Here is a 19,260-nt window from a genome sequence, read left to right as displayed (position 1 = left end):
ATAATTTCCATGTACTCAAAAAATATACGAAAATAATTATAATATAAAATCTAATTTACTGCCATTTTATTTGATTCGCCTTCTCTTATCAACTTGTATCTCTTGCAGGATACGGCCTCAATTGGGAGGTATGTGTTACGTGAAGGGTGTGTTAAAGCTGAATATGGATTGGACTGGAGACAATTGCTGACTGCCCGAAGAGAGCAAATCCCTGTTGCAGAAATTAAAAAAGAAGGGAATGATGTTTTTTCCTCGTATTGAAATACAAGAGGGGAGATGGGAGCTTGCTAGTAAAGAGGTCAGTTTTTTCGCAAAGTAGCTATCGATTTAATTGTGGAAAAGAAATTCCCATTCAAATCGGTTATGAAACATACGGTACTTTGAATAAACAAAAAGACAATGTAATTCTTGTCTGTCATTATTTTAGTGCGACAAGTCAAGCGATCAGCTGGTGGGGAGACTTAATTGGAGATGATAAAGCAATAGATACGAGCCGTTTTTTTGTAATTTGTACAGAAAATCTATGTAACGTTCAACAAAAAAATCCCAATGTTATTGCAACTGGCCCCGCTTCTATAAATATTGCAACAGGAAAGCCATATGGGATGGATTTTCCAGTATTCACTTTTGCAGACATGGTCAAAATTCAAAAAGAATTGCTTGCTTCTTTAGGTATTCAGAAGCTACATGCGGTGATTGGTCCTTCCGCTGGAGGAATGATTGCACTTCATTGGGCGGTTAAAGAATCGAATATGGTAGAACGCTGTATTGGTGTAATAACAAATGCGCAAAGTCCAATTTTCACATCATGTAATGTGCTACAGCACGCCATTCGTGCAATACAGCTGGATTCGAATTGGAATGGTGGTCAATATTACGGAAAAGCAGAGCCTTTTGAAGGACTTCATCTAGCTGCTCAAATGATGTACACAAATGCGTTTAGTACAAAGTGGTATGAAGATATGTACAAAAGTAGTCGAGAAACGCTACAAGCCCCGCAAGATATGGAGCGAGCGGTGGCGTACGAGATAGAAATCTATGAAAAAGTAAAGGAAAACATCACCTATTGTGATGCAAACCACTGGCTTTATACATCACGTGCTACTATGCTGCAAGATATATCAGCCGGTTTTTCAAATATGCAGGAAGCGCTGGAGCGTATTCAAGCGAAGGTTTTATTAATCTCTTGCTATGAAGATACTCTGCAGCCTGCATATATGAGTGAGGAAACTGTAAAGCAGTTACAGGTGCTTGGAAAGAAAGCTAGCTTTTTTGGATTTCATAGTATATACGGACATATGGGGGGGATTTTGGATACGCATCTTTTTGCAAAGCAAGTGGAGGAATGGCTGGCAGATAGATGAGCCATAGGCAGGAATAAGCAGCCAAATGGCTGCTTACTTTTCTTTTCCGGCGCCAAACTTGCGGTATGCCCCGTGATGTGTTGGTCCAACATATTCATTTAATGTGAAAGAATGGCGGATGGCATCTGTAATAAATGCTTTTGCTGTAGAAATAGCTTCTTTTACAGGAGCACCTTTCGCAATTTCAGCGGCAATTGCTGCTGAGTATGTGCAACCAGCACCATGTGTATTTGATGTCTCTATTTTATCGGATTCTAAAAGATCGAATGTTTCTCCGTCGAATAATAAATCGATGGCCTTTTCTGTTCCTAGCTTACTGCCGCCCTTAATCAGGACATATTTTGCACCTAACGCATGAATCTTTTGCGCCGCTTCCTTCATATCATCTAAGCTATTAATTTTTACGCCGCTCAATTGATATGCTTCAAATAAATTAGGTGTAACAATTAAAGCTTTAGGAACAAGAATATCGCGCAAGGCATCGTTTGTTTCAGGATGAAGCGCCTCATCCGCACCTTTACAAACCATTACCGGGTCAACGACAACGTTGCGAAGATTGTGTTTTTCTAGCTCGTCTGCAACCATTTCAATGATTTCAACAGATCCCAGCATCCCTGTTTTTAATGCATCAACACCGACGCCCTCTATTACAGTCTCTAGTTGTGGTTTTAATGTAGAGGCTGCAATTGGAAATACATTATGTGCCCAACCTTCATGCGGATCCATTGTTACAATTGTCGTTAAAGCTGTCATTCCATATACACCAAGCTCTTGGAATGTTTTCAGATCGGCTTGAATTCCGGCACCACCGCTTGTATCGGAACCAGCAATTGTGAGTGCTTTATGTAATGTCATCTGTTTGTACCCCCATTGATGTTTTTTCTTTATTATAGTCAATGATACACATACTGTAAAACAAAGAGGAACGACATAGGACACATGCTACAACGCCCATTTTATTTCGGACGTGCGCAAAAGCATCGTATAACCATATTATATCTTTGTACACACATCTTAGTAATATATAAGGAGGCACAAAGCTATGTACGGTTACGGTGGTTATGGTGGCTGCGGCTATGGTTATGGCGGCTTTGCTTTAGTGGTTGTATTATTTATCCTTTTGATTATCATTGGTGCAAGTTTCCTTGGTTATGATGGCTAAAAACTATTAGGCCCTTGTGTATACAGGGGTCTTTCTTTATATACGGCTGTGTTAAAGTCCAATGTTGATCATTCGCACTTGTTGATTGGAGTAAAGGATGTGAGACTCCTCCGGGAAAAGCGAGTGAGACCCCGCAGGTGCATAGTGCTGAGGAGACTCCCTGACCGCCCGCGGAAAGCGAACCTACGTAACGGGAATCAACAAAGAAATTTAACAGAACCTTATGTACAAAAAAATCCTCTAGTATCCATGTCAGTTTTCTTTGTTTTACATACCTTGTACTAAAGACATGTTTGATTGAATAAGGGAGGATATTAATGAAAGAGAGCTTTGAATTTGAGGACAAGTTTGATAAGGCACTCCTAAGAGAAATAAGTGAAAATGAAAAAAAAGACGCTACATCGCCTGCAATTATTCCTGTTATTATACAGATTAGCAAGGATTCTTCTGTGAAAAAATTACAAGATTTAATTATGTTAAGGCCTGAAGAAAAAGAAGGGTTAAATATTATTAATCTGAAGTTAATGGCTGCGCAATTATCTATTAAAAGCTTAAGACAATTAGCAAGATTAAAGGATATAGAAAAAATTTACTGCGATTATAAAGTAAGTACGAATTTAAATATAGCCACAGCAGCAGTGGGGGCGAATTTTACTAGAAACACGTTTGGATTGACAGGCTTGAATGTAGGAATTGCAATTGTTGATACGGGTATTTATCCACACCCTGATTTTGTTACGCCTATCAATCGCATTGTCCACTTTAAGGATTTTATTAACGGTGCAACAGCACCATATGATGATAATGGTCATGGTACACATGTCGCGGGCTGTGCCGCTGGAAATGGGTCTATTTCGGGAGGATTATACACGGGGGTTGCTCCAGATGCTTCATTAATTGGAGTAAAGGTATTAGATAGTAGTGGAGGCGGCTCAGCTTCTACCGTTATTGCTGGAATTGATTATGTTATTCAAAATAAAGCACAATTCAATATCAAAATAATGAACCTATCGCTAGGAGGACCACCCACATTAACATACTCCGACGATCCTCTTGCGCGCGCTGCTGCATTGGCTATAGATGCAGGTATTTTTGTTGTAGCTGCTGCAGGAAACAACGGAGCAGCACTTTCAGTTGATACCCCTGGCATTCATCCAAAAGTTGTAACCGTAGGTGCTATTGATGATTTGAATACAGCTAGCATTTCTGATGATGTAAAAGCACCTTACACAAGTAAATCCCCTACAATAGATGGTTTATTAAAACCAGATTTATTTGTGCCAGGCAGTAATATTACGGCTGCTTATTCACCCAATTCTACACTTGGTTTGCAAAATCCAGGGGCTATCGTGGGTGGTACGTATATTACATTATCGGGAACATCCATGGCTACGGGAATTTGCTCTGGAATGGCGGCTTTAATTTTGCAGGCATATCCCCCGTTTTCACCGGAGAAGGTCAAGCTAACGATGCTGCAAAGCTTACAGTCTTTTACTTCTGTACGTGAAGGATATCTATTGATGCAACAAATTTTCAAACTATTGTTATCATGAAAATAGAGAGTATCTCCTATGGAGACACCCTCTTATTCTTCAGACGACTCTTCTTTATCATCTTCCTTTTGTGTATCTTTTATTTCTTTTTTATTCTTTTTATCCACGTCTGATTTCTCACTTACCTCCTGTGTTTCTTCTTGAATTTGACCAACTAGAGATAGGACAGACCCGACGGCTTGCACCCAGCTACCTACGAATATAATTGTTTCATTGCGATCCATTATAAGTAAGCCATTAGGTCCAATCTCTTTTTTTGACTCTTCTTTCGTATCCACCCTCTTCTCCTTGTCAGATGGATCTTCTTTATCAGAAGAAGTTTCTGCTTCTCCCTCTTGATTTTGCTCCTGTTGTTCTTCTCGAAGCTGCCGGATACCCCCAATTGCTTGCAGAGAATTTCCGATTGCTTGCAGTAAGTTTCCTATAATGTTAAAGTTTTGCCCTGCTGCCGTAGGGTCTTCAAATTCATCCCCAAGTGCAGTCAATCCCCCTAGAGCTTGTAGCCAATTTCCAGTTATAATTGCCCTTTGGCCAGCATCTCCGTCCCGATCTAATAGGATACCGGCAACAACAGTTGAATTTCCAGTGGCTTGTATTTCATTGCCTATCTTTTCTAAAGATATGCCATCTTGTCCGTCAGCTTCTAGTGCGTTACCTGTTGCTTGTAGAACATTGCCGTATAGGTCAAGATTACTCTTTAGACCATCGCCTAAAAAAGGAAGCGGTGTACTACCGATAGCCGCGGTGATAGTACCTATGGCAGCTATCGCGGCTCCGAATATTTCTTTAAATTGATTGCTCATAAGCCATGCGTCCATTCTGTTTGTTGTCATCGTATTATATTCAAGATAGGGAATGAGTGATTGTAAAAAATTATTATGTTAAAAAAGTGACCTTAATAAAATAACTTTATGTGATTTACAATATGTGTTTAGAACACGTTGAAAAAGTCTTTGATAATTAAGGTAAATAATTTTAAAAATCAAAAAAATAATTTGACTTTTCTGTGATTTGTATATAAAATCAAGCTAATTTCATACGTCTTATCAAGAATAGGTGGAGGGATCAGGCCCAGTGAAACCTTAGCAACAGCCGGTAACGGAATTGTGCTACATCCTGCAGAATAATGCTGAAAGATAAGAGAAGTATGGTCGAACGTGTAATAGGACTGCTTCTTTTGCCTTTGGGCGAGAGAAGCAGTTTTTTATTTATAGGCTGTGTTAAAGTCTGATGTTTCTAATTGAAACTTGTTGATGAGAGTGAAGGGGTGAGACTAAGAGAGTCAAGGGGAGACATCGCAGGCTCATAGCGCTGAGGAGACTCTTTAACTGTCCGCTGAAAGCGAACCCCTGCGGAAATCAACAACAAACTTGAACAGAGCTATTTTATATCAGAGAGGGTGTTTGAAATGGGAGAGCAATGGAAGCAAGGGACAATTTGTGTGCAGGGCGGATATACACCAAAGAATGGAGAGCCACGTGTACTGCCATTATATCAAAGTACAACTTATAAATATGATACACCAGACGACTTAGCAGCTCTGTTTAATTTACAGGCGGAAGGCTATATCTATACGCGTATTGGTAACCCAACTATCAATGCGTTTGAGCAAAAGTTAAGTCAACTGGAGGGCGGCGTCGGGGCAGTAGCTACCGCGTCCGGTCAGGCTGCCATTATGCTGGCGATTTTAAATATTTGTAACGCAGGAGATCATCTTCTTTGCTCATCCACAGTTTACGGAGGCACCTTTAATTTATTTGGCGTGAGCCTACGTAAGCTCGGCATTGAAGTTACTTTTTTTGATCCAAACCTACCTGCGGAAGAAATTGTGAAGCTAGGCAAGCAAAATACAAAGCTTGTATACGGAGAAACGCTTGGAAACCCGGCGATGAATGTACTTAACTTTGAAGAGTTTACAAAGGCAGCAAAGGAGCTTGATGTACCACTAGTGATTGATAACACACTGGCAACGCCTTACTTATGTCAACCTTTTGCCCACGGTGCTAATATTGTCGTGCATTCCACAACAAAGTACATTGACGGTCATGCCAGCTCTCTTGGAGGAATTGTGATTGATGGCGGTAATTTTAACTGGGATAACGGAAAATATCAGGAACTGGTTGAACCGGATGCCACGTATCATGGTGTACAGTACGTAAAAGACTTTGGTGCCGCAGCTTATATTGTAAAAGCGCGCGTACAACTGCTTCGCGATTACGGAAACTGTATGAGTCCGTTTAATGCATACATCAGCAACATTGGCCTCGAAACGCTCCATTTGCGTATGGACCGCCATAGTCAAAATGCGCTAGAGATTGCAAAGTGGCTTGAGAAGGATGAACGCATCAGCTGGATTCATTATCCAGGTCTCGAAAGCAGTACGCAGTATAGCTTGGCGGAAAAATATTTGAAAAAGGGCGCTAGTGGTGTACTAACATTCGGGGTAAAGGGTGGTGCAAACGCAGCGAGGGAGTTTATTGAACAAGTAAAACTAGCGGCACTTGTTACACATGTTGCAGATGCGCGTACATCGGTCATTCATCCTGCCAGCACAACGCATCGCCAGTTAACAGAGCAGCAGCAGCGCCTCGCAGGTGTGACACCGGATTTAGTCCGCTTATCTGTGGGAATTGAGGATGTGGAGGACTTGATCGCAGACCTCAATCAAGCGTTATCAGGAGGTAAGCAATATGCCCATTATCGTGGATAAGGATTTGCCAGCTCGTCAGGTTCTCGAGAGCGAAAATATTTTCGTGATGACAAAGGAGCGGGCAACGACGCAAGATATTCGGGAGTTAAAAATCGCCATTCTCAATTTAATGCCCACCAAACAAGAAACGGAGGCGCAGCTATTGCGTCTGCTTGGAAATACGCCCCTTCAGGTTGATGTACACTTGCTTCATATGGAATCTCACCATTCCAAAAATGTATCGAAGGAGCATTTAACTAGCTTTTATAAAACATTTCGCGATATCGAAAATGAACGCTTTGATGGCTTGGTCATCACTGGTGCGCCTGTCGAGACACTTCCTTTTGAGGAGGTAGATTACTGGGAAGAGTTAAAACGAATTATGGAATTTTCAGTGACAAATGTCACTTCTACGCTTCATATTTGCTGGGGGGCACAAGCAGGTCTTTATTATCACTATGGGGTGCCGAAATATGACTTACCTCAAAAAATGTTTGGTGTGTTTGAGCATGAAATAAAAGAGCGCAACCTGCCGCTGCTTAGAGGGTTTGATGAACGTTTCTTTGCCCCTCACTCTCGTCACACAGAAGTACGTGCAGTAGATATTGAGAGTGTTGCTGATCTGCATGTGTTGGCGTGTTCAGAAGAAGCTGGCGTCCATCTTGTGGCAGATAACGCCGGTAAGAATATCTTCATTTTGGGGCACAGTGAATATTCGAGAGATACGTTAAAGAAAGAATATGAGCGCGATATCGCGAAAGGTATACCTATTAACGTACCTAAAAATTATTATCCGCACAACGATCCAAATCAAGAGCCGTTTGTGGCTTGGCGGAGTCATGGAAATTTACTTTTTTCAAATTGGCTCAATTATTACGTCTATCAAACAACGCCTTATATCTTGTGATAGGTTGAATATAAGGTTGCAAAAAGGCAGCAATGACTGCCTTTTTATATATACTTTTCTTGAGATTTAAATGAAGTGTATTTGAAAACGATTACTATACGCAAAGTGATTTTTTATATTCTGAATGTTCAAAAAACATTGTTTTTAAAATATACAGCCTATATAATTGCAGATAAATAAACGAAGGGGTGGGGAAAGATGGTTGAAATTAAAGTAGGACTACTAGGTCTTGGAACTGTTGGCAGCGGGGTAGTCAAAATTATTGCATCTCATCAAGATCGCTTGGCTCATCAAATTGGCTGTCCTGTTAAAGTTGCGAAGGTGCTTGTGCAAAATCCGGAAAAAGAAAGAGATGTCGCCATCAATCCTGCCCTGTTAACAACGGATGCAGATGAGGTTATAAATAGTGAGGAAATTGATGTCATCATTGAAGTAATGGGCGGTGTAGAACAAGCAAGACAATGTATACTGCAGGCGCTGCGAAATGGGAAGCATGTTGTGACTGCAAACAAGGATTTGATGGCTCTGTATGGAACAGAGCTGCTTGCGGTTGCCAAAGAGCATAAATGCGACCTTTTTTATGAGGCGAGTGTTGCGGGAGGTATTCCGATTTTAAGAAGCATTGTGGACGGTTTTTCATCCGATCGCATCACAAAGATGATGGGGATTGTAAACGGTACAACAAACTTTATTTTAACGAAAATGTCTAACGAAGGAAAAGCATATGAAGATGTATTAAAAGAAGCGCAGGACCTCGGCTTTGCGGAGGCTGATCCAAGCTCAGATGTGGAAGGTCTAGATGCGGCACGAAAGATGACAATCTTAGCAACACTCGGGTTTTCAACAAATGTGGAGCTGGCGGATGTCAAGGTTAAGGGAATTACATCTATCACGGAAGAGGATTTGGCATATAGCCGTGATCTCGGTTATACGATGAAGCTAATCGGGCTTGCAAAGCGGGATGGCAATAAACTTGAGGTCAGTGTAGAGCCAACTTTATTGCCGAATAAGCACCCGCTTTCTTCCGTTCAAAATGAGTTTAATGCTGTATATGTATATGGAGAAGCTGTGGGGGAAACGATGTTTTATGGCCCGGGTGCGGGAAGCCTGCCAACTGCGACGGCTGTCGTATCCGATCTTGTCGCAGTTATGAAGAATATGAGATTAGGTGTAACAGGAAATAGTGCGGTGTCCCCGCAATATGAAAAAGTTTTAAAAGAAGATCGAGAGGTTCTGGCTAAGTACTTCCTTCGTTTGCATGTGAAGGATGAAGTGGGTGTGTTTGCTAAAATTACCTCTTTGTTTTCTTCCTATGATGCTAGCTTTGAGAAGATTATTCAAATGCCACTTGAAGAAAAAGGCGCGGCTGAAATTGTCATTGTAACACATCGTGCGACGCTGGAAAACTATCAAACTCTTTTACATAAGCTAGAGGAGCTAGATGCGGTAAAGTGTGTGAAGGCAAGCTATCGAATTGAAGGTGACAGCAAATGACATGGAAGGGATTATTAACGCAATATAAACAATATTTACCGATTACAGCCGAAACACCGCTTCTTACACTTCACGAAGGCAACACACCACTTATTCATCTGGAAAAGCTTTCAAAAGAATGGGATATAGAGCTATATGTCAAAGTAGAGGGGGCGAATCCAACCGGATCCTTTAAAGATCGCGGCATGGTCATGGCCGTTGCAAAGGCTAAAGAAGCAGGAAGCAAGACAGTGATTTGCGCCTCTACAGGTAATACCTCTGCTTCTGCCGCTGCTTATGCGGCACGCGCTGGTATGAAATGTATTGTTATGATTCCCAATGGAAAGATTGCGTATGGGAAGCTAGCCCAAGCTGTTATGTACGGAGCGGAAATTATCAGCATTGATGGCAACTTTGATCATGCCCTGCAGATGGTACGCAAGCTGAGTGAAGAGGCACCTGTAGCACTTGTAAACTCAGTTAACCCGTATCGTTTGGAAGGGCAGAAAACGGCTGCCTTTGAAATTTGCGATGCGTTAGGGCAGTCCCCAGATGTATTAGCAATCCCTGTGGGCAATGCCGGTAACATTAGCGCATACTGGAAGGGCTTTACGGAGTACCATGAGGAAAAAGGGACGGGGCTGCCGCAAATGCGCGGCTTTCAGGCATCCGGCGCGGCGCCAATTGTACGCGGCTATAAAATTGAAGAACCAGAAACAATTGCGACTGCCATTCGCATTGGTAACCCAGCAAGCTGGGATAAGGCTGTCAAAGCTGCCATTGATTCACAAGGTAAAATTGATGAAGTAACAGATGAGGAAATCCTTGCTGCGTATGAGTTGCTTGCGCAAGCAGAGGGCGTTTTTGCCGAGCCAGGCTCCTGTGCGTCCATCGCAGGGGTTCGCAAGCAGATTGAGCGCGGCGAAATTCCAAAGGGCTCCCGTGTCGTTGCCGTCTTGACAGGGAATGGCTTGAAGGATGCGAATACCGCAATTGATGTGAAAAACATAAAACCAATTGTACTTCCGAATGATGAAAAGGTTGTGTTTGCACATATTCAGGGGGCGGTGCTTCAATGACGCTTCCCATGTTTACGATACAAGTACCAGGCAGCACCGCTAATCTGGGGCCGGGCTTTGACTCAATCGGCCTCGCGATTAATAAATATCTACAAGTAGATGTATATTCCTCTGACTCCTGGCTTTGCGAGGCAAAGTCAGCGATGCTGGAGGGAATCCCGAAGGATGAAAGTAATTTATTGTTTCAAACGGCGCTTGCCGTCGCTGCCGAATATAGCGTAACCTTGCCATATTGTCGCTTAGAAGTGACGAGTGATATTCCGCTGACGCGCGGCCTTGGAAGCAGTGCTTCTGCTATTATTGCGGGTATTGAATTGGCAAATACACTTTGTAGACTGAATATGACCATGCAAGAAAAACTGGATATCAGTTCGATTATGGAAGGACACATGGATAACGTCGGTGCATCGCTTTACGGTGGTCTTGTTGTTGGAACATACGATGGACAAAAGGCTATGCTTGTTCATCAGCAAATTGATCAACTGGAGCTTGTCGCTATTATTCCTTCCTATGAGCTTAAAACATCAGATGCCCGCAGCGTACTTCCTGCCACGCTCTCCTATGCGGAAGCTGTCCAAGGCAGCGGCGTCAGCAACCTGTTAGTGGCTGCTCTGTTAAAAGAAGATTGGTCTCTGGCAGGAGAAGCGATGAAACGAGATTTATTTCATCAGCCGTATCGTGAGTTGTTCGTCCCGGAGCTCAGAGCACTGCGCGCCATGCCTGAGCATCCTGATATATACGGATACGCATTAAGCGGAGCTGGGCCTGCAGTTCTTTGTTATGTGAGAAAAGGAGCGGCTGCCTCCATACAAGCAGAACTCAGACCCTACTTTTCGGATTGTGTTGTAGAGGTGCTACAAATTGTGAATGAAGGTAGTAAAGTTGTTATACATTATGATGAGACAATTCAAAGCTCATAAACGCATTATTTTGTAAGGTTTATTGTTAAAAAATTCATAACTATAAAAAAGTTAGGGTTCATAAGACCCTAACTTTTTCTTTTGCGAAAGCGTTTTGATATAATGTGTGCAATTACGTAAAGAGAAAGATGGTGTATGCATGAGACCTGGTGTTATTAAAGTACTTCTTGCCATTACAGTGGCATCCTTTATCTTGTTTGCCTACGGATTTGTGACAGGGGTCCAGGATGTACTGCAGCCGCGCGCCTCTAATGTGCCGAAGCAGGCGGAAGTCAAAATCAAGACAAAGAAAAATGATACCCTTCAAATTGTGAGTTTGGGCGACTCTCTTACAAGAGGAGTAGGAGATAAAAACGGAACGGGCTATATCGGGCGTGTGAAGGAAGGTCTACAGGAGGAGTTTGATCAAAAGACAACTTTAACGAACTTAGCTGTAAGCGGTGCGAAGGCTCCGGATTTAATGAAGCAGCTTTCTGACAAGGGTGCCCGTTACACAATTGGGCAGGCGGATGTCATCGTATTAACAATTGGCGGAAATGATCTTTTCCCTGGCTGGGAAACATTAGTTAATACTGATTTTACACAGTACCGTCCAGACACAGAGACATTTCAAGCGAATGCTAAAACAATCTTGACGAAAATTCGTGAAGTAAATCCAGATAGTCCAATCTTTTGGATAGGCTTATATAATCCATTTGAGGATATTCCGGAATTAAAGGGAACATCACGTATCGTCGCGGACTGGAATAGCTCTTTAGAGAAAACGGCATTAGACTATGAACGTGTGTATGTAGTGCCGACGTTTGATTTATTTCAAAGTAGTGGAACAAAGCTACTATACTCCGACCATTTCCATCCAAACGAAGCGGGATATGCATTAATGGCAGAGCGTCTTTTGCACAATATGACAACAAAACTGGATGTAGCTAAGAACGGAGGTGCAGAATGAGTACGGTATTGGCGGTAGATGGGTTAAAGAAGGTAATCGGTAAAAAAACGATTGTGGAACATATCTCTTTTGAAGTAAAATCCGGCGAGGTGTTTGGCTTTTTAGGACCAAATGGCGCCGGCAAAACAACAACCATTCGTATGCTAGTAGGTCTGATTAAGCCAACAGAAGGTCGAATTGCCATTGGCGGTTATGATGTGAGGCTGGATTTTCGCCAGGCGATGAAGCAAATTGGCAGCATTGTAGAGAATCCAGAATTATATACGTACTTAACGGGCTGGGAAAATCTGAAGCAATTTGCGCGCATGCTTGGTGATGTGACAGATGAAAAAATCATGGAGATTGTCAAGCTGGTTCATTTAGATCAGCGCATTCATGATAAAGTAAAAACGTACTCACTTGGAATGAAGCAGCGTCTGGGTATTGCCCAGGCCTTGCTTGGCGATCCCCAGCTATTAATTTTGGATGAGCCGACAAATGGGCTTGATCCAGCTGGTATTCGCGAGCTACGGGAGTTTGTTCACAACCTTGTGAAAGAGCGCAATATCAGTGTATTTATCTCGAGTCATTTGCTAAGTGAGGTACAAATGATGTGCGACCGCGTTGCTATTATCAATCACGGTAAAATGATTACAGTTTCTACTATTGATGAGCTCATTAAAAAAGCAGCTGATAAAGTGGAATGGATTGTTACGCCAGCAGAAACAGCGGAAAGTATGCTGCTTGCGGATCCTGCAATTAGCGAGGTTACTCGTGATGGAAATATCGTTGTATGCCGCATGCCTGTCCATATGATTAGCGCATATAATAAAGCTTTTATTGAGAAAGGTGTAGAAGTACAAGGCGTGCGCGAGGTAGCGGTAACACTGGAAGATTTGTTCATGCAGTTGACTGGAGGTGGAAGCAATGCGTGAATTTTTTAACCTTGTATACAATGAATCAGAAAAAATCTATCGCAAAAAACGTGTTTTTGTAATCGCATTAATTTTAGTTGTGCTCATTCCCATTTTCGTATACGCGCAGTTTAAGCAGGTAGAAACAACAATCAAGCGTCTCGGGACATCAGACTGGAAGGTAGCACTGCAGCAGCAGATTGTGGATACGCAAAACAGGCTCAACAATTCCCGCTTACCAGAAGAGTGGAAACAGTGGCTCCAAGTAAGTGTGCAGCAGCAGCAATACTATCTCGACAATGATATCAACCCGAATGCACCAGGTGCGCCGACGTTTGTTCGTGCATTTATCGAGCAAGGCATCACGCTCTTTATTCCGCTTCTTGTGATGATTGTTGCGATTGATCTTGTATCAGGTGACCGCAGTGATGGCACGATTAAAATGCTGCTGACGCGACCGATACGAAGGTGGAAGATCTTGCTTAGTAAGTATGTGACGATGCTGTTATTCGTTTCCTTCATCGTCCTGCTTGTCGGTATCATTGCTTATGTGTTATCTGGGATTGTATTTGGTTATGGCGGCTGGCATTTACCAATTTTAACAGGGTTTGTGGTAGAAAATGGAAGTCTAAATACAAGTTATGTGCATCTCATTCCGCAGTGGAAGTATATTTTAATGGCATATGGTCTTGCCTGGTTCGTCGCGATTGTTGTCGGCACCATCTCCTTTATGGTTTCGGTCTTGATTCGCAATACACCAGCTGGCATGGGTGTGATGCTGGCTGCACTTATTGCTGGTGGCATTCTAAGCGGATTTGCAACAGCTTGGGAAGGCGCTAAATATATCTTTAGTGTAAACATGCAGCTAACAGATTACCTATCAGGGCAGCTACCAACCTTAAAAGGCTTGTCCATGGGCTTCTCACTGATGAATTTAAGTATTTGGGGTATTGTTTCTCTCATTATTGCGTTTGTGGTGTTCACACGGCAGGATATATCGAATTAAAAATAAAGTAGCTAGAACGCTTGGATTTCTATCCAAGCGTTCTAGCTTTTAGCAAGTCTTCTGTTTTAATTTTAGTGTTCATGTGGTGTGTTGCAAATAGCTGCTAATTTTCTGATTTCCTTACACATACTTTGATTTACAGGATAAACTTCTTCTAAATAACCTAAAATGGTAAGAGCGGATGCTGGTACTTGCTCATATCCTTGTAGCATTTGTTCTATTACTTCTGCGAATGCTGGAAATCTTTTTTCTACACGTCTCTCGTTACCAAAAATATCTGGATAGTATGCTACTTCTTGTTCAATTAGATGGAGTACAGATAGGATGTTATCTAATGCGTGGCTTTGAACAAATTTCATACCAGATAGCTTTTCGCCCCTAGCGTACCTACAAAGCCCCACATATAAGTTTGTCAATGCTTCATTGATAGCGAGGTTTAATGACTGTTGTCGTATCAGCGGTGCCTTTCTTACAGGTGATACAATATCTAGATTCTGAAAGGAAGGATCTTTCCACACAATGCGTCCAGGAGAAAATAAAATGTGTTCCATTTCCTCTTCTTCAAATATGGCAAACTCACCATATATTCCGTCTTCAAACAATATCTTATAACCGTCTTTTGTATTTTTAAACGAATAAGCCAAAGGATGAACAGATTCAAGCCAATCTAATTGATTAATAAACCTTGTTTTCAAGGTAGGCTTTGCAATCACAAAAAAGTCCAAATCGGAATACTCGTCTAAGCGTCCTAGCTCATTTCCAACTGAACCAAGTCCTAGTAAAAGCAAGGCATCCCCTGTTTTTTCTAAACTAGCTCCAATCTCATTGAGTCTTTCTAATAAAAGTTTTTCTCTCATTTTAGTGTCCTTCTCTCAGTTAAAGTTCGTTGCTGTTTTTCGTTACAAATTCCACATTTCACAGGCAGTCAGAGAGAGTGCTATGCGCCTGCAATGTCCATCCTATCCACTTCATGCAACCAACTAATTATTAACGTGTGCATTACTTAGAAAAAAGAAGATGTGCACTATTGGCTTCTTCGTTTCTGAAAGACATTCTTACCTTGCGTGACGATAGTCTGCGCAAGAGATAGCCAAGCATTATACGATGGCTTTGGTTCTTTTCCTTTTCCTATGCGCTCAAGCTGCTGCTCATACCAAATCATCTCAAGCATGGCAGCGTTATCAATGGCCTTAACACCTGTTTGGATAGGCGGTAGCTGCCGCACTTTCATGTCACCGGCCAGTATTTTCTTAGGCAAGTCCGGTTCTACTGCAAGAGGACGAGCTAAACCAATCATATCGGTTGCGCTGCTTGCAATAGCTTCAGCCATACCCTGCGGCGTGCGGAATCCGCCTGTGACAACAAGTGGTGTTTTGACAAGCTCTCGCACCCGTTCCGCATATTCTAAAAAATATGCCTCGCGTTTTTTCGTACTTTCCTTCATATTTCTGCCTGTCATGCTTGGGTTTTCATACGTGCCTCCTGAAATCTCAAGTAAGTCAACTCCAGCCTGTGCCAGTTCTTTTACAACTTGCATAGACTCTGCTTCTGTAAAGCCACCGCGCTGAAAATCAGCTGAGTTGAGCTTTACACCGATTGGAAAGCTCCTTCCAACCTTGTAGCGGATGTTATAGTACACTTCTAGTAAAAACTTCATTCGATTTTGCAGCGATCCTCCCCATTCATCATTCCGTTGGTTATGAAGAGGTGATAAAAATTGGCTGATGAGATAGCCGTGCGCGGCATGAATTTGTACGCCAGTAAACCCGGCGCGTTTTGCAATTGCCGCTGCGTTTCCGAAGCGTTCAATTAAATCGTAAATTTCTTCCGTTGCAAGTGCGCGGGGTGGGGCGAAAAAGCGCCCTATATCACCGGCAAGGGGAATGGCACTCGGTGCAACAGACTCCTTTGTCAATACAGATAAGGCTTGCTTGCCGGGATGATTCAGCTGCATCCAAAGGTGTGTGTTATGCGCTGTACCTGCCTTTGCCCACTGTTTGTACCGATCTAAATCATGCTCATGCTCCAGCACGACGTTGCGGGGCTCTCCTAAGGCGCGGCTGTCTATCATGACATTGCCCGTTACAACCAGACCGGCTCCTCCATCTGCCCATGTCTCGTACAGAGTGGTAAGAAGTGGAGTAGGACGGTGATCTACGGTTGCGAGCCCCTCGCTCATCGCAGATTTAAAAAAGCGGTTTTTGATTATGGTGCCGCAGGGAAGTGTAAGCGGCTTGGCTAATACATCTATGGTCACGTTCATCGCCCCTTTCTTTATTATTGTATCATGCGGTCATTGCTTTTTCATAAGCACAACGTGTACGATGGTGGGAAGAAATACATAGAAGGGATGAGTATAGATGGCACCGATTTTTAAAAACGACTGGCAAAACCTGCTGGAGGAGGAGTTTCAAAAAACGTATTATAAGGAGCTCAGGGAATTCTTAAAAGAAGAATATGCGACACAAACCATATATCCGCCTGCGCAAGATATTTTTAATGCGCTGCATTATACAAGCTACAGCGACACCCTCGTTGTTATTTTAGGGCAAGACCCATACCATGGTCCCAATCAAGCACAGGGACTTAGCTTTTCTGTAAATGAAGGCATAAAACAGCCCCCGTCATTAAAAAATATTTTTAAAGAGCTACATAGTGACATGGGATGCCCTATCCCCAATCACGGTTCCTTAGTAAAATGGGCTAAGCAGGGTGTGCTGCTTTTAAATACGGTATTGACCGTGCGGCAAGGAGAGCCAAATTCTCATAAAGGAAAGGGCTGGGAGGTTTTTACCGATCGTATCATTGAGCTTTTGAATGAACGTGAAAAACCAGTTGTTTTTGTGTTATGGGGCAAGCATGCACAAGCAAAAATACCTTTAATTACAAACCACCCAATTATTGAGTCCGCGCATCCAAGCCCTTTTGCTGCAAATAAAGGCTTCTTTGGAAGCCAACCGTTTTCAAGAATAAATGAACATCTTGTAAGAATTGGAGAAAAGCCAATTGATTGGTGCATATAAAAAGAAGAGGCAATCGCCTCTTCTTTTACACAAGTGCTGGCTGTAGTATGAATGTTTCTACAACCTTCGCAACGCCATCATTCATGTTTGTATCTGTTACGTAATTTGCTCTTTCTTTAATGTCAGCCGGTGCATTGCCCATCGCAACCCCAAGCCCGGCAAACTCAATCATCGCCAAGTCATTGTAGCTATCGCCCACAGCGATAACCTCCTCACGCGTAATGCCCAGTTCTTGAATTAAGTGGTTCAAGCTTGTTCCTTTCGTTACGCCAGCTTCTGTAAATTCAAGGAAAAATGGCTTAGAGCGCATAACGCTTAGCTCGTCCTGTAATTCTTCCTGGAGTTTTTTCTCGGCAATTGCCAAACGCTCCGGATCTTCCATCATCAACACTTTTACAACTGGCTCTGTGACAGCTTCTGGCAAGCTATAAATCTCAGTAATCGGCAAACCTGTGATATCGGCTTCAATTTCCGTATACTGATTGTTTGCCTCTGTTACAATCGCATCGCCTACATACGTATGCATAAATAAGTCCTCGCGGCGACTGATGTTATATAGACGGTTTACCATTTCTGGAGAAAGTGTGCTGCTAAAAAGCTCCTCGTTTGTGTGACAGTTTATAATTTTAGCACCATTAAAAGATAGAATAAAGCTGCCGAACTCTTCTAGACGAAGCTCCTTCGCGATATCAAGCATCGCATAAGTTGGGCGCCCTGAGGCAAGCACAACCTTTACACCAGCTTCTTGTGCCTTCATCAAAGCTTCTTTGGTACGAGGTGAAATCGTATGATCATCACGAAGTAGTGTATCATCTAAATCTAGTACTATCATTTTATAAGTCATATATACAAATCCTTTCTGAGATGGATTTCATAGCTTTATCCTATCAACAAACAAAAAAGAGCGCAATGAGAGAAGTTTTCCAACTCATTTGCGCGGTTGCCAAGCATCTAACACAATTGCCATAACAGCACCTAGAACTAAGCCGTTGCTTAAAAAGGAAGCGAGAAAAGGCGGCAGAGAAGTGTAGGCTTGAGGCGGGATAAACATAACGCCGATGCCTGTAAATAAAGAAAAACCTACAATCCGAAACATTCTTTCTTTGTCTGTTACACTCTCAAACTCTTTAAAGGCGAGCCCTAGCATTCCTGAGAATACAGGAAATAGAGCGGCGTAGCCGACTGCTGGTGGAATGCCAGCGAACAAAGCGGTTACCCCTGGGAATACGCTCATGATTACAATTAACGCCGAGCCGAGAATGAAGGGCAGGCGCGTATTGATTTTGGAGGAAGAAATAAAGCCTGCGGATCCCGAGATTGCTACAGGCCCTATAGCTGAGAACAAACCGCCAAGGAGCTGACCAACTCCTGAGAAAATACCAGCTTGCTTAAAGCGATTTTCTGCAAAAGAAACATCTTGTCCTGCAAGTACTTGTTGGACAACGCGAATGCTCGCTAGCATATTTGTAAGCAGTAGTAATGTAACAAACACCACCGTCACAATCATATTAGTCTCCATGCGAGGAAGTCCAAACACAAATATACGGGGCAACGATATTATTTGTGTTATGGACGGGAGAGGCTCAGCGAAGCCGAACCATGCAAATAAGCCCCATCCAAGCAGCATACTGAACAAGACAGAATATTGACCAATTACAGGTATTTTTTTAAAGAGTAACGAAGCAAGAATAATACATAGAGAAAGCGCAAGGATTCCACCTTGTACCGTGTCATGATTTTGCCCAAGGCCTGCCATGCCCTTTAAGAAGGAACCGCTTAGCTGCGCCACAAGCAAAAATAAATAGGTACCGATAACTGTAGGTGTAAAAAATCGTACCAGCTTATCAATTAAGCCAAATACACTTAGTAATATGCAAAGTATACCGCTTAGCATAAACGCATACTGCATGACGCGCAGCGTTTCTGTTTGTGAGCCGAATAAAACGATGCCAAGTCCGGCATACAGGGACATCACGCCCCACCATAACCCTGCCGGTCCCTCTTGAATGGGCAAGCGATGCCCGAGCCATGCCTGCAAGATCCCGGCGATTCCAAGTACAAATAGCGTACGCTGGACGAAAGCGAGCGCCTCCGCTCCTTCCAAATCGTATCCAGCGGCGATGCTGATGGGGACAACAAGGCTACCTGCTAAAATAAAGAAAGCCCATTGCAGAGCGACCAGTATCAATTTCATTTGTATCAACCTCTTTCTGTAGTAAAGGAGAGTTCCAAATTGTACCTA

At 42.7% G+C, this 19,260-nt stretch carries 18 protein-coding genes and 1 riboswitch; of the genes, 12 read left to right on the top strand and 6 right to left on the bottom strand.

Annotated features, from left to right (window positions below):
* Positions 1 to 284 precede the first annotated feature (284 nt).
* On the top strand, positions 285 to 1,364 hold the full coding sequence (locus MUG87_RS12140) for an alpha/beta fold hydrolase (RefSeq protein WP_247082479.1): 1,080 nt from the start codon (positions 285 to 287) through the stop codon (positions 1,362 to 1,364).
* A 33-nt stretch (positions 1,365 to 1,397) separates the two neighbouring features.
* On the opposite strand, the gene pdxK is transcribed toward MUG87_RS12140, so the two are convergent.
* On the bottom strand, positions 1,398 to 2,219 hold the full coding sequence (pdxK, locus tag MUG87_RS12135) for a pyridoxine/pyridoxal/pyridoxamine kinase (protein ID WP_247082477.1): 822 nt from the start codon (positions 2,217 to 2,219) through the stop codon (positions 1,398 to 1,400).
* Between the two features lie 187 nt (positions 2,220 to 2,406).
* Between pdxK and MUG87_RS12130 the strand changes: the two genes are divergently transcribed.
* Positions 2,407 to 2,526, top strand: coding sequence for a YjcZ family sporulation protein (locus tag MUG87_RS12130; protein WP_247082475.1), 120 nt, complete (start codon positions 2,407 to 2,409; stop codon positions 2,524 to 2,526).
* Between the two features lie 317 nt (positions 2,527 to 2,843).
* The gene (locus MUG87_RS12125; protein WP_247082473.1) at positions 2,844 to 4,079 is read left to right on the top strand and encodes a S8 family peptidase; all 1,236 of its coding nucleotides are present in this window, start codon (positions 2,844 to 2,846) and stop codon (positions 4,077 to 4,079) included.
* A gap of 32 nt (positions 4,080 to 4,111) precedes the next feature.
* On the opposite strand, the gene MUG87_RS12120 is transcribed toward MUG87_RS12125, so the two are convergent.
* Positions 4,112 to 4,882, bottom strand: a complete 771-nt coding sequence (locus MUG87_RS12120; RefSeq protein WP_247082471.1) for a DUF6944 family repetitive protein — start codon at positions 4,880 to 4,882, stop codon at positions 4,112 to 4,114.
* A gap of 237 nt (positions 4,883 to 5,119) precedes the next feature.
* Positions 5,120 to 5,222: riboswitch (SAM riboswitch) on the top strand.
* A 265-nt stretch (positions 5,223 to 5,487) separates the two neighbouring features.
* Here MUG87_RS12120 and MUG87_RS12115 point away from each other — a divergent pair.
* The 8 genes from MUG87_RS12115 to MUG87_RS12080 all read left to right on the top strand — a co-directional run bounded on the left by MUG87_RS12115 (position 5,488) and on the right by MUG87_RS12080 (position 13,995).
* Positions 5,488 to 6,789, top strand: coding sequence for a bifunctional O-acetylhomoserine aminocarboxypropyltransferase/cysteine synthase (locus tag MUG87_RS12115; protein ID WP_247082469.1), 1,302 nt, complete (start codon positions 5,488 to 5,490; stop codon positions 6,787 to 6,789).
* On the top strand, positions 6,770 to 7,675 hold the full coding sequence (gene metA, locus MUG87_RS12110) for a homoserine O-acetyltransferase MetA (RefSeq protein WP_247082467.1): 906 nt from the start codon (positions 6,770 to 6,772) through the stop codon (positions 7,673 to 7,675). Before MUG87_RS12115 ends, metA begins: the two co-directional genes overlap by 20 nt.
* Positions 7,676 to 7,873: 198 nt before the next feature.
* Positions 7,874 to 9,169: a homoserine dehydrogenase gene (locus MUG87_RS12105; RefSeq protein WP_247082465.1), complete on the top strand. Its 1,296-nt coding sequence runs from the start codon at positions 7,874 to 7,876 to the stop codon at positions 9,167 to 9,169.
* Positions 9,166 to 10,227 (top strand): threonine synthase, encoded by a 1,062-nt coding sequence (thrC, locus tag MUG87_RS12100; RefSeq protein WP_247082463.1) that lies wholly within the window; start codon positions 9,166 to 9,168, stop codon positions 10,225 to 10,227. The genes MUG87_RS12105 and thrC overlap by 4 nt, the downstream gene beginning before the upstream one ends.
* Positions 10,224 to 11,147, top strand: coding sequence for a homoserine kinase (gene thrB / locus MUG87_RS12095; RefSeq protein WP_247082461.1), 924 nt, complete (start codon positions 10,224 to 10,226; stop codon positions 11,145 to 11,147). The genes thrC and thrB overlap by 4 nt, the downstream gene beginning before the upstream one ends.
* Before the next feature lie 139 nt (positions 11,148 to 11,286).
* Positions 11,287 to 12,096 (top strand): SGNH/GDSL hydrolase family protein, encoded by an 810-nt coding sequence (locus MUG87_RS12090; protein WP_247087676.1) that lies wholly within the window; start codon positions 11,287 to 11,289, stop codon positions 12,094 to 12,096.
* Positions 12,093 to 13,010 carry an ABC transporter ATP-binding protein gene (locus MUG87_RS12085; protein ID WP_247082459.1) on the top strand — a complete coding sequence of 306 codons (918 nt, stop codon included), beginning with the start codon at positions 12,093 to 12,095 and terminating at the stop codon, positions 13,008 to 13,010. Before MUG87_RS12090 ends, MUG87_RS12085 begins: the two co-directional genes overlap by 4 nt.
* On the top strand, positions 13,003 to 13,995 hold the full coding sequence (locus tag MUG87_RS12080) for an ABC transporter permease (protein ID WP_247082457.1): 993 nt from the start codon (positions 13,003 to 13,005) through the stop codon (positions 13,993 to 13,995). Before MUG87_RS12085 ends, MUG87_RS12080 begins: the two co-directional genes overlap by 8 nt.
* 71 nt (positions 13,996 to 14,066) lie before the next feature.
* Here the strand turns inward: MUG87_RS12080 and MUG87_RS12075 are convergent, their stop codons facing one another.
* Both MUG87_RS12075 and MUG87_RS12070 read right to left on the bottom strand, forming a co-directional pair.
* Entirely contained in the window at positions 14,067 to 14,852 is a 786-nt protein-coding gene (locus tag MUG87_RS12075; protein ID WP_247082455.1) for a hypothetical protein, read from the bottom strand.
* Positions 14,853 to 15,019: 167 nt separating this feature from the next.
* On the bottom strand, positions 15,020 to 16,252 hold the full coding sequence (locus MUG87_RS12070) for an NADH:flavin oxidoreductase/NADH oxidase family protein (protein ID WP_281503649.1): 1,233 nt from the start codon (positions 16,250 to 16,252) through the stop codon (positions 15,020 to 15,022).
* Positions 16,253 to 16,355: 103 nt separating this feature from the next.
* Here MUG87_RS12070 and MUG87_RS12065 point away from each other — a divergent pair, with 103 nt between their 5' ends.
* A complete protein-coding gene (locus MUG87_RS12065) occupies positions 16,356 to 17,018 on the top strand; it encodes a uracil-DNA glycosylase (protein ID WP_247082453.1) in 663 nt (220 codons plus the stop codon).
* Between the two features lie 25 nt (positions 17,019 to 17,043).
* Here the strand turns inward: MUG87_RS12065 and MUG87_RS12060 are convergent, their stop codons facing one another.
* Together MUG87_RS12060 and MUG87_RS12055 are read right to left on the bottom strand one after the other, a co-directional pair.
* Positions 17,044 to 17,862 carry a Cof-type HAD-IIB family hydrolase gene (locus MUG87_RS12060; protein ID WP_247082451.1) on the bottom strand — a complete coding sequence of 273 codons (819 nt, stop codon included), beginning with the start codon at positions 17,860 to 17,862 and terminating at the stop codon, positions 17,044 to 17,046.
* 84 nt (positions 17,863 to 17,946) lie between these two features.
* Positions 17,947 to 19,212, bottom strand: coding sequence for a purine/pyrimidine permease (locus MUG87_RS12055; protein ID WP_124564167.1), 1,266 nt, complete (start codon positions 19,210 to 19,212; stop codon positions 17,947 to 17,949).
* Between the last annotated feature and the right edge of the window lie 48 nt (positions 19,213 to 19,260).

The organism is Ectobacillus sp. JY-23, from assembly GCF_023022965.1.
Taxonomy (GTDB): Bacteria; Bacillota; Bacilli; order Bacillales; family Bacillaceae_G; genus Ectobacillus.
Note: the sequence above shows the minus strand (reverse complement) of the source record. Positions and strands in the feature narration are given on the sequence as shown.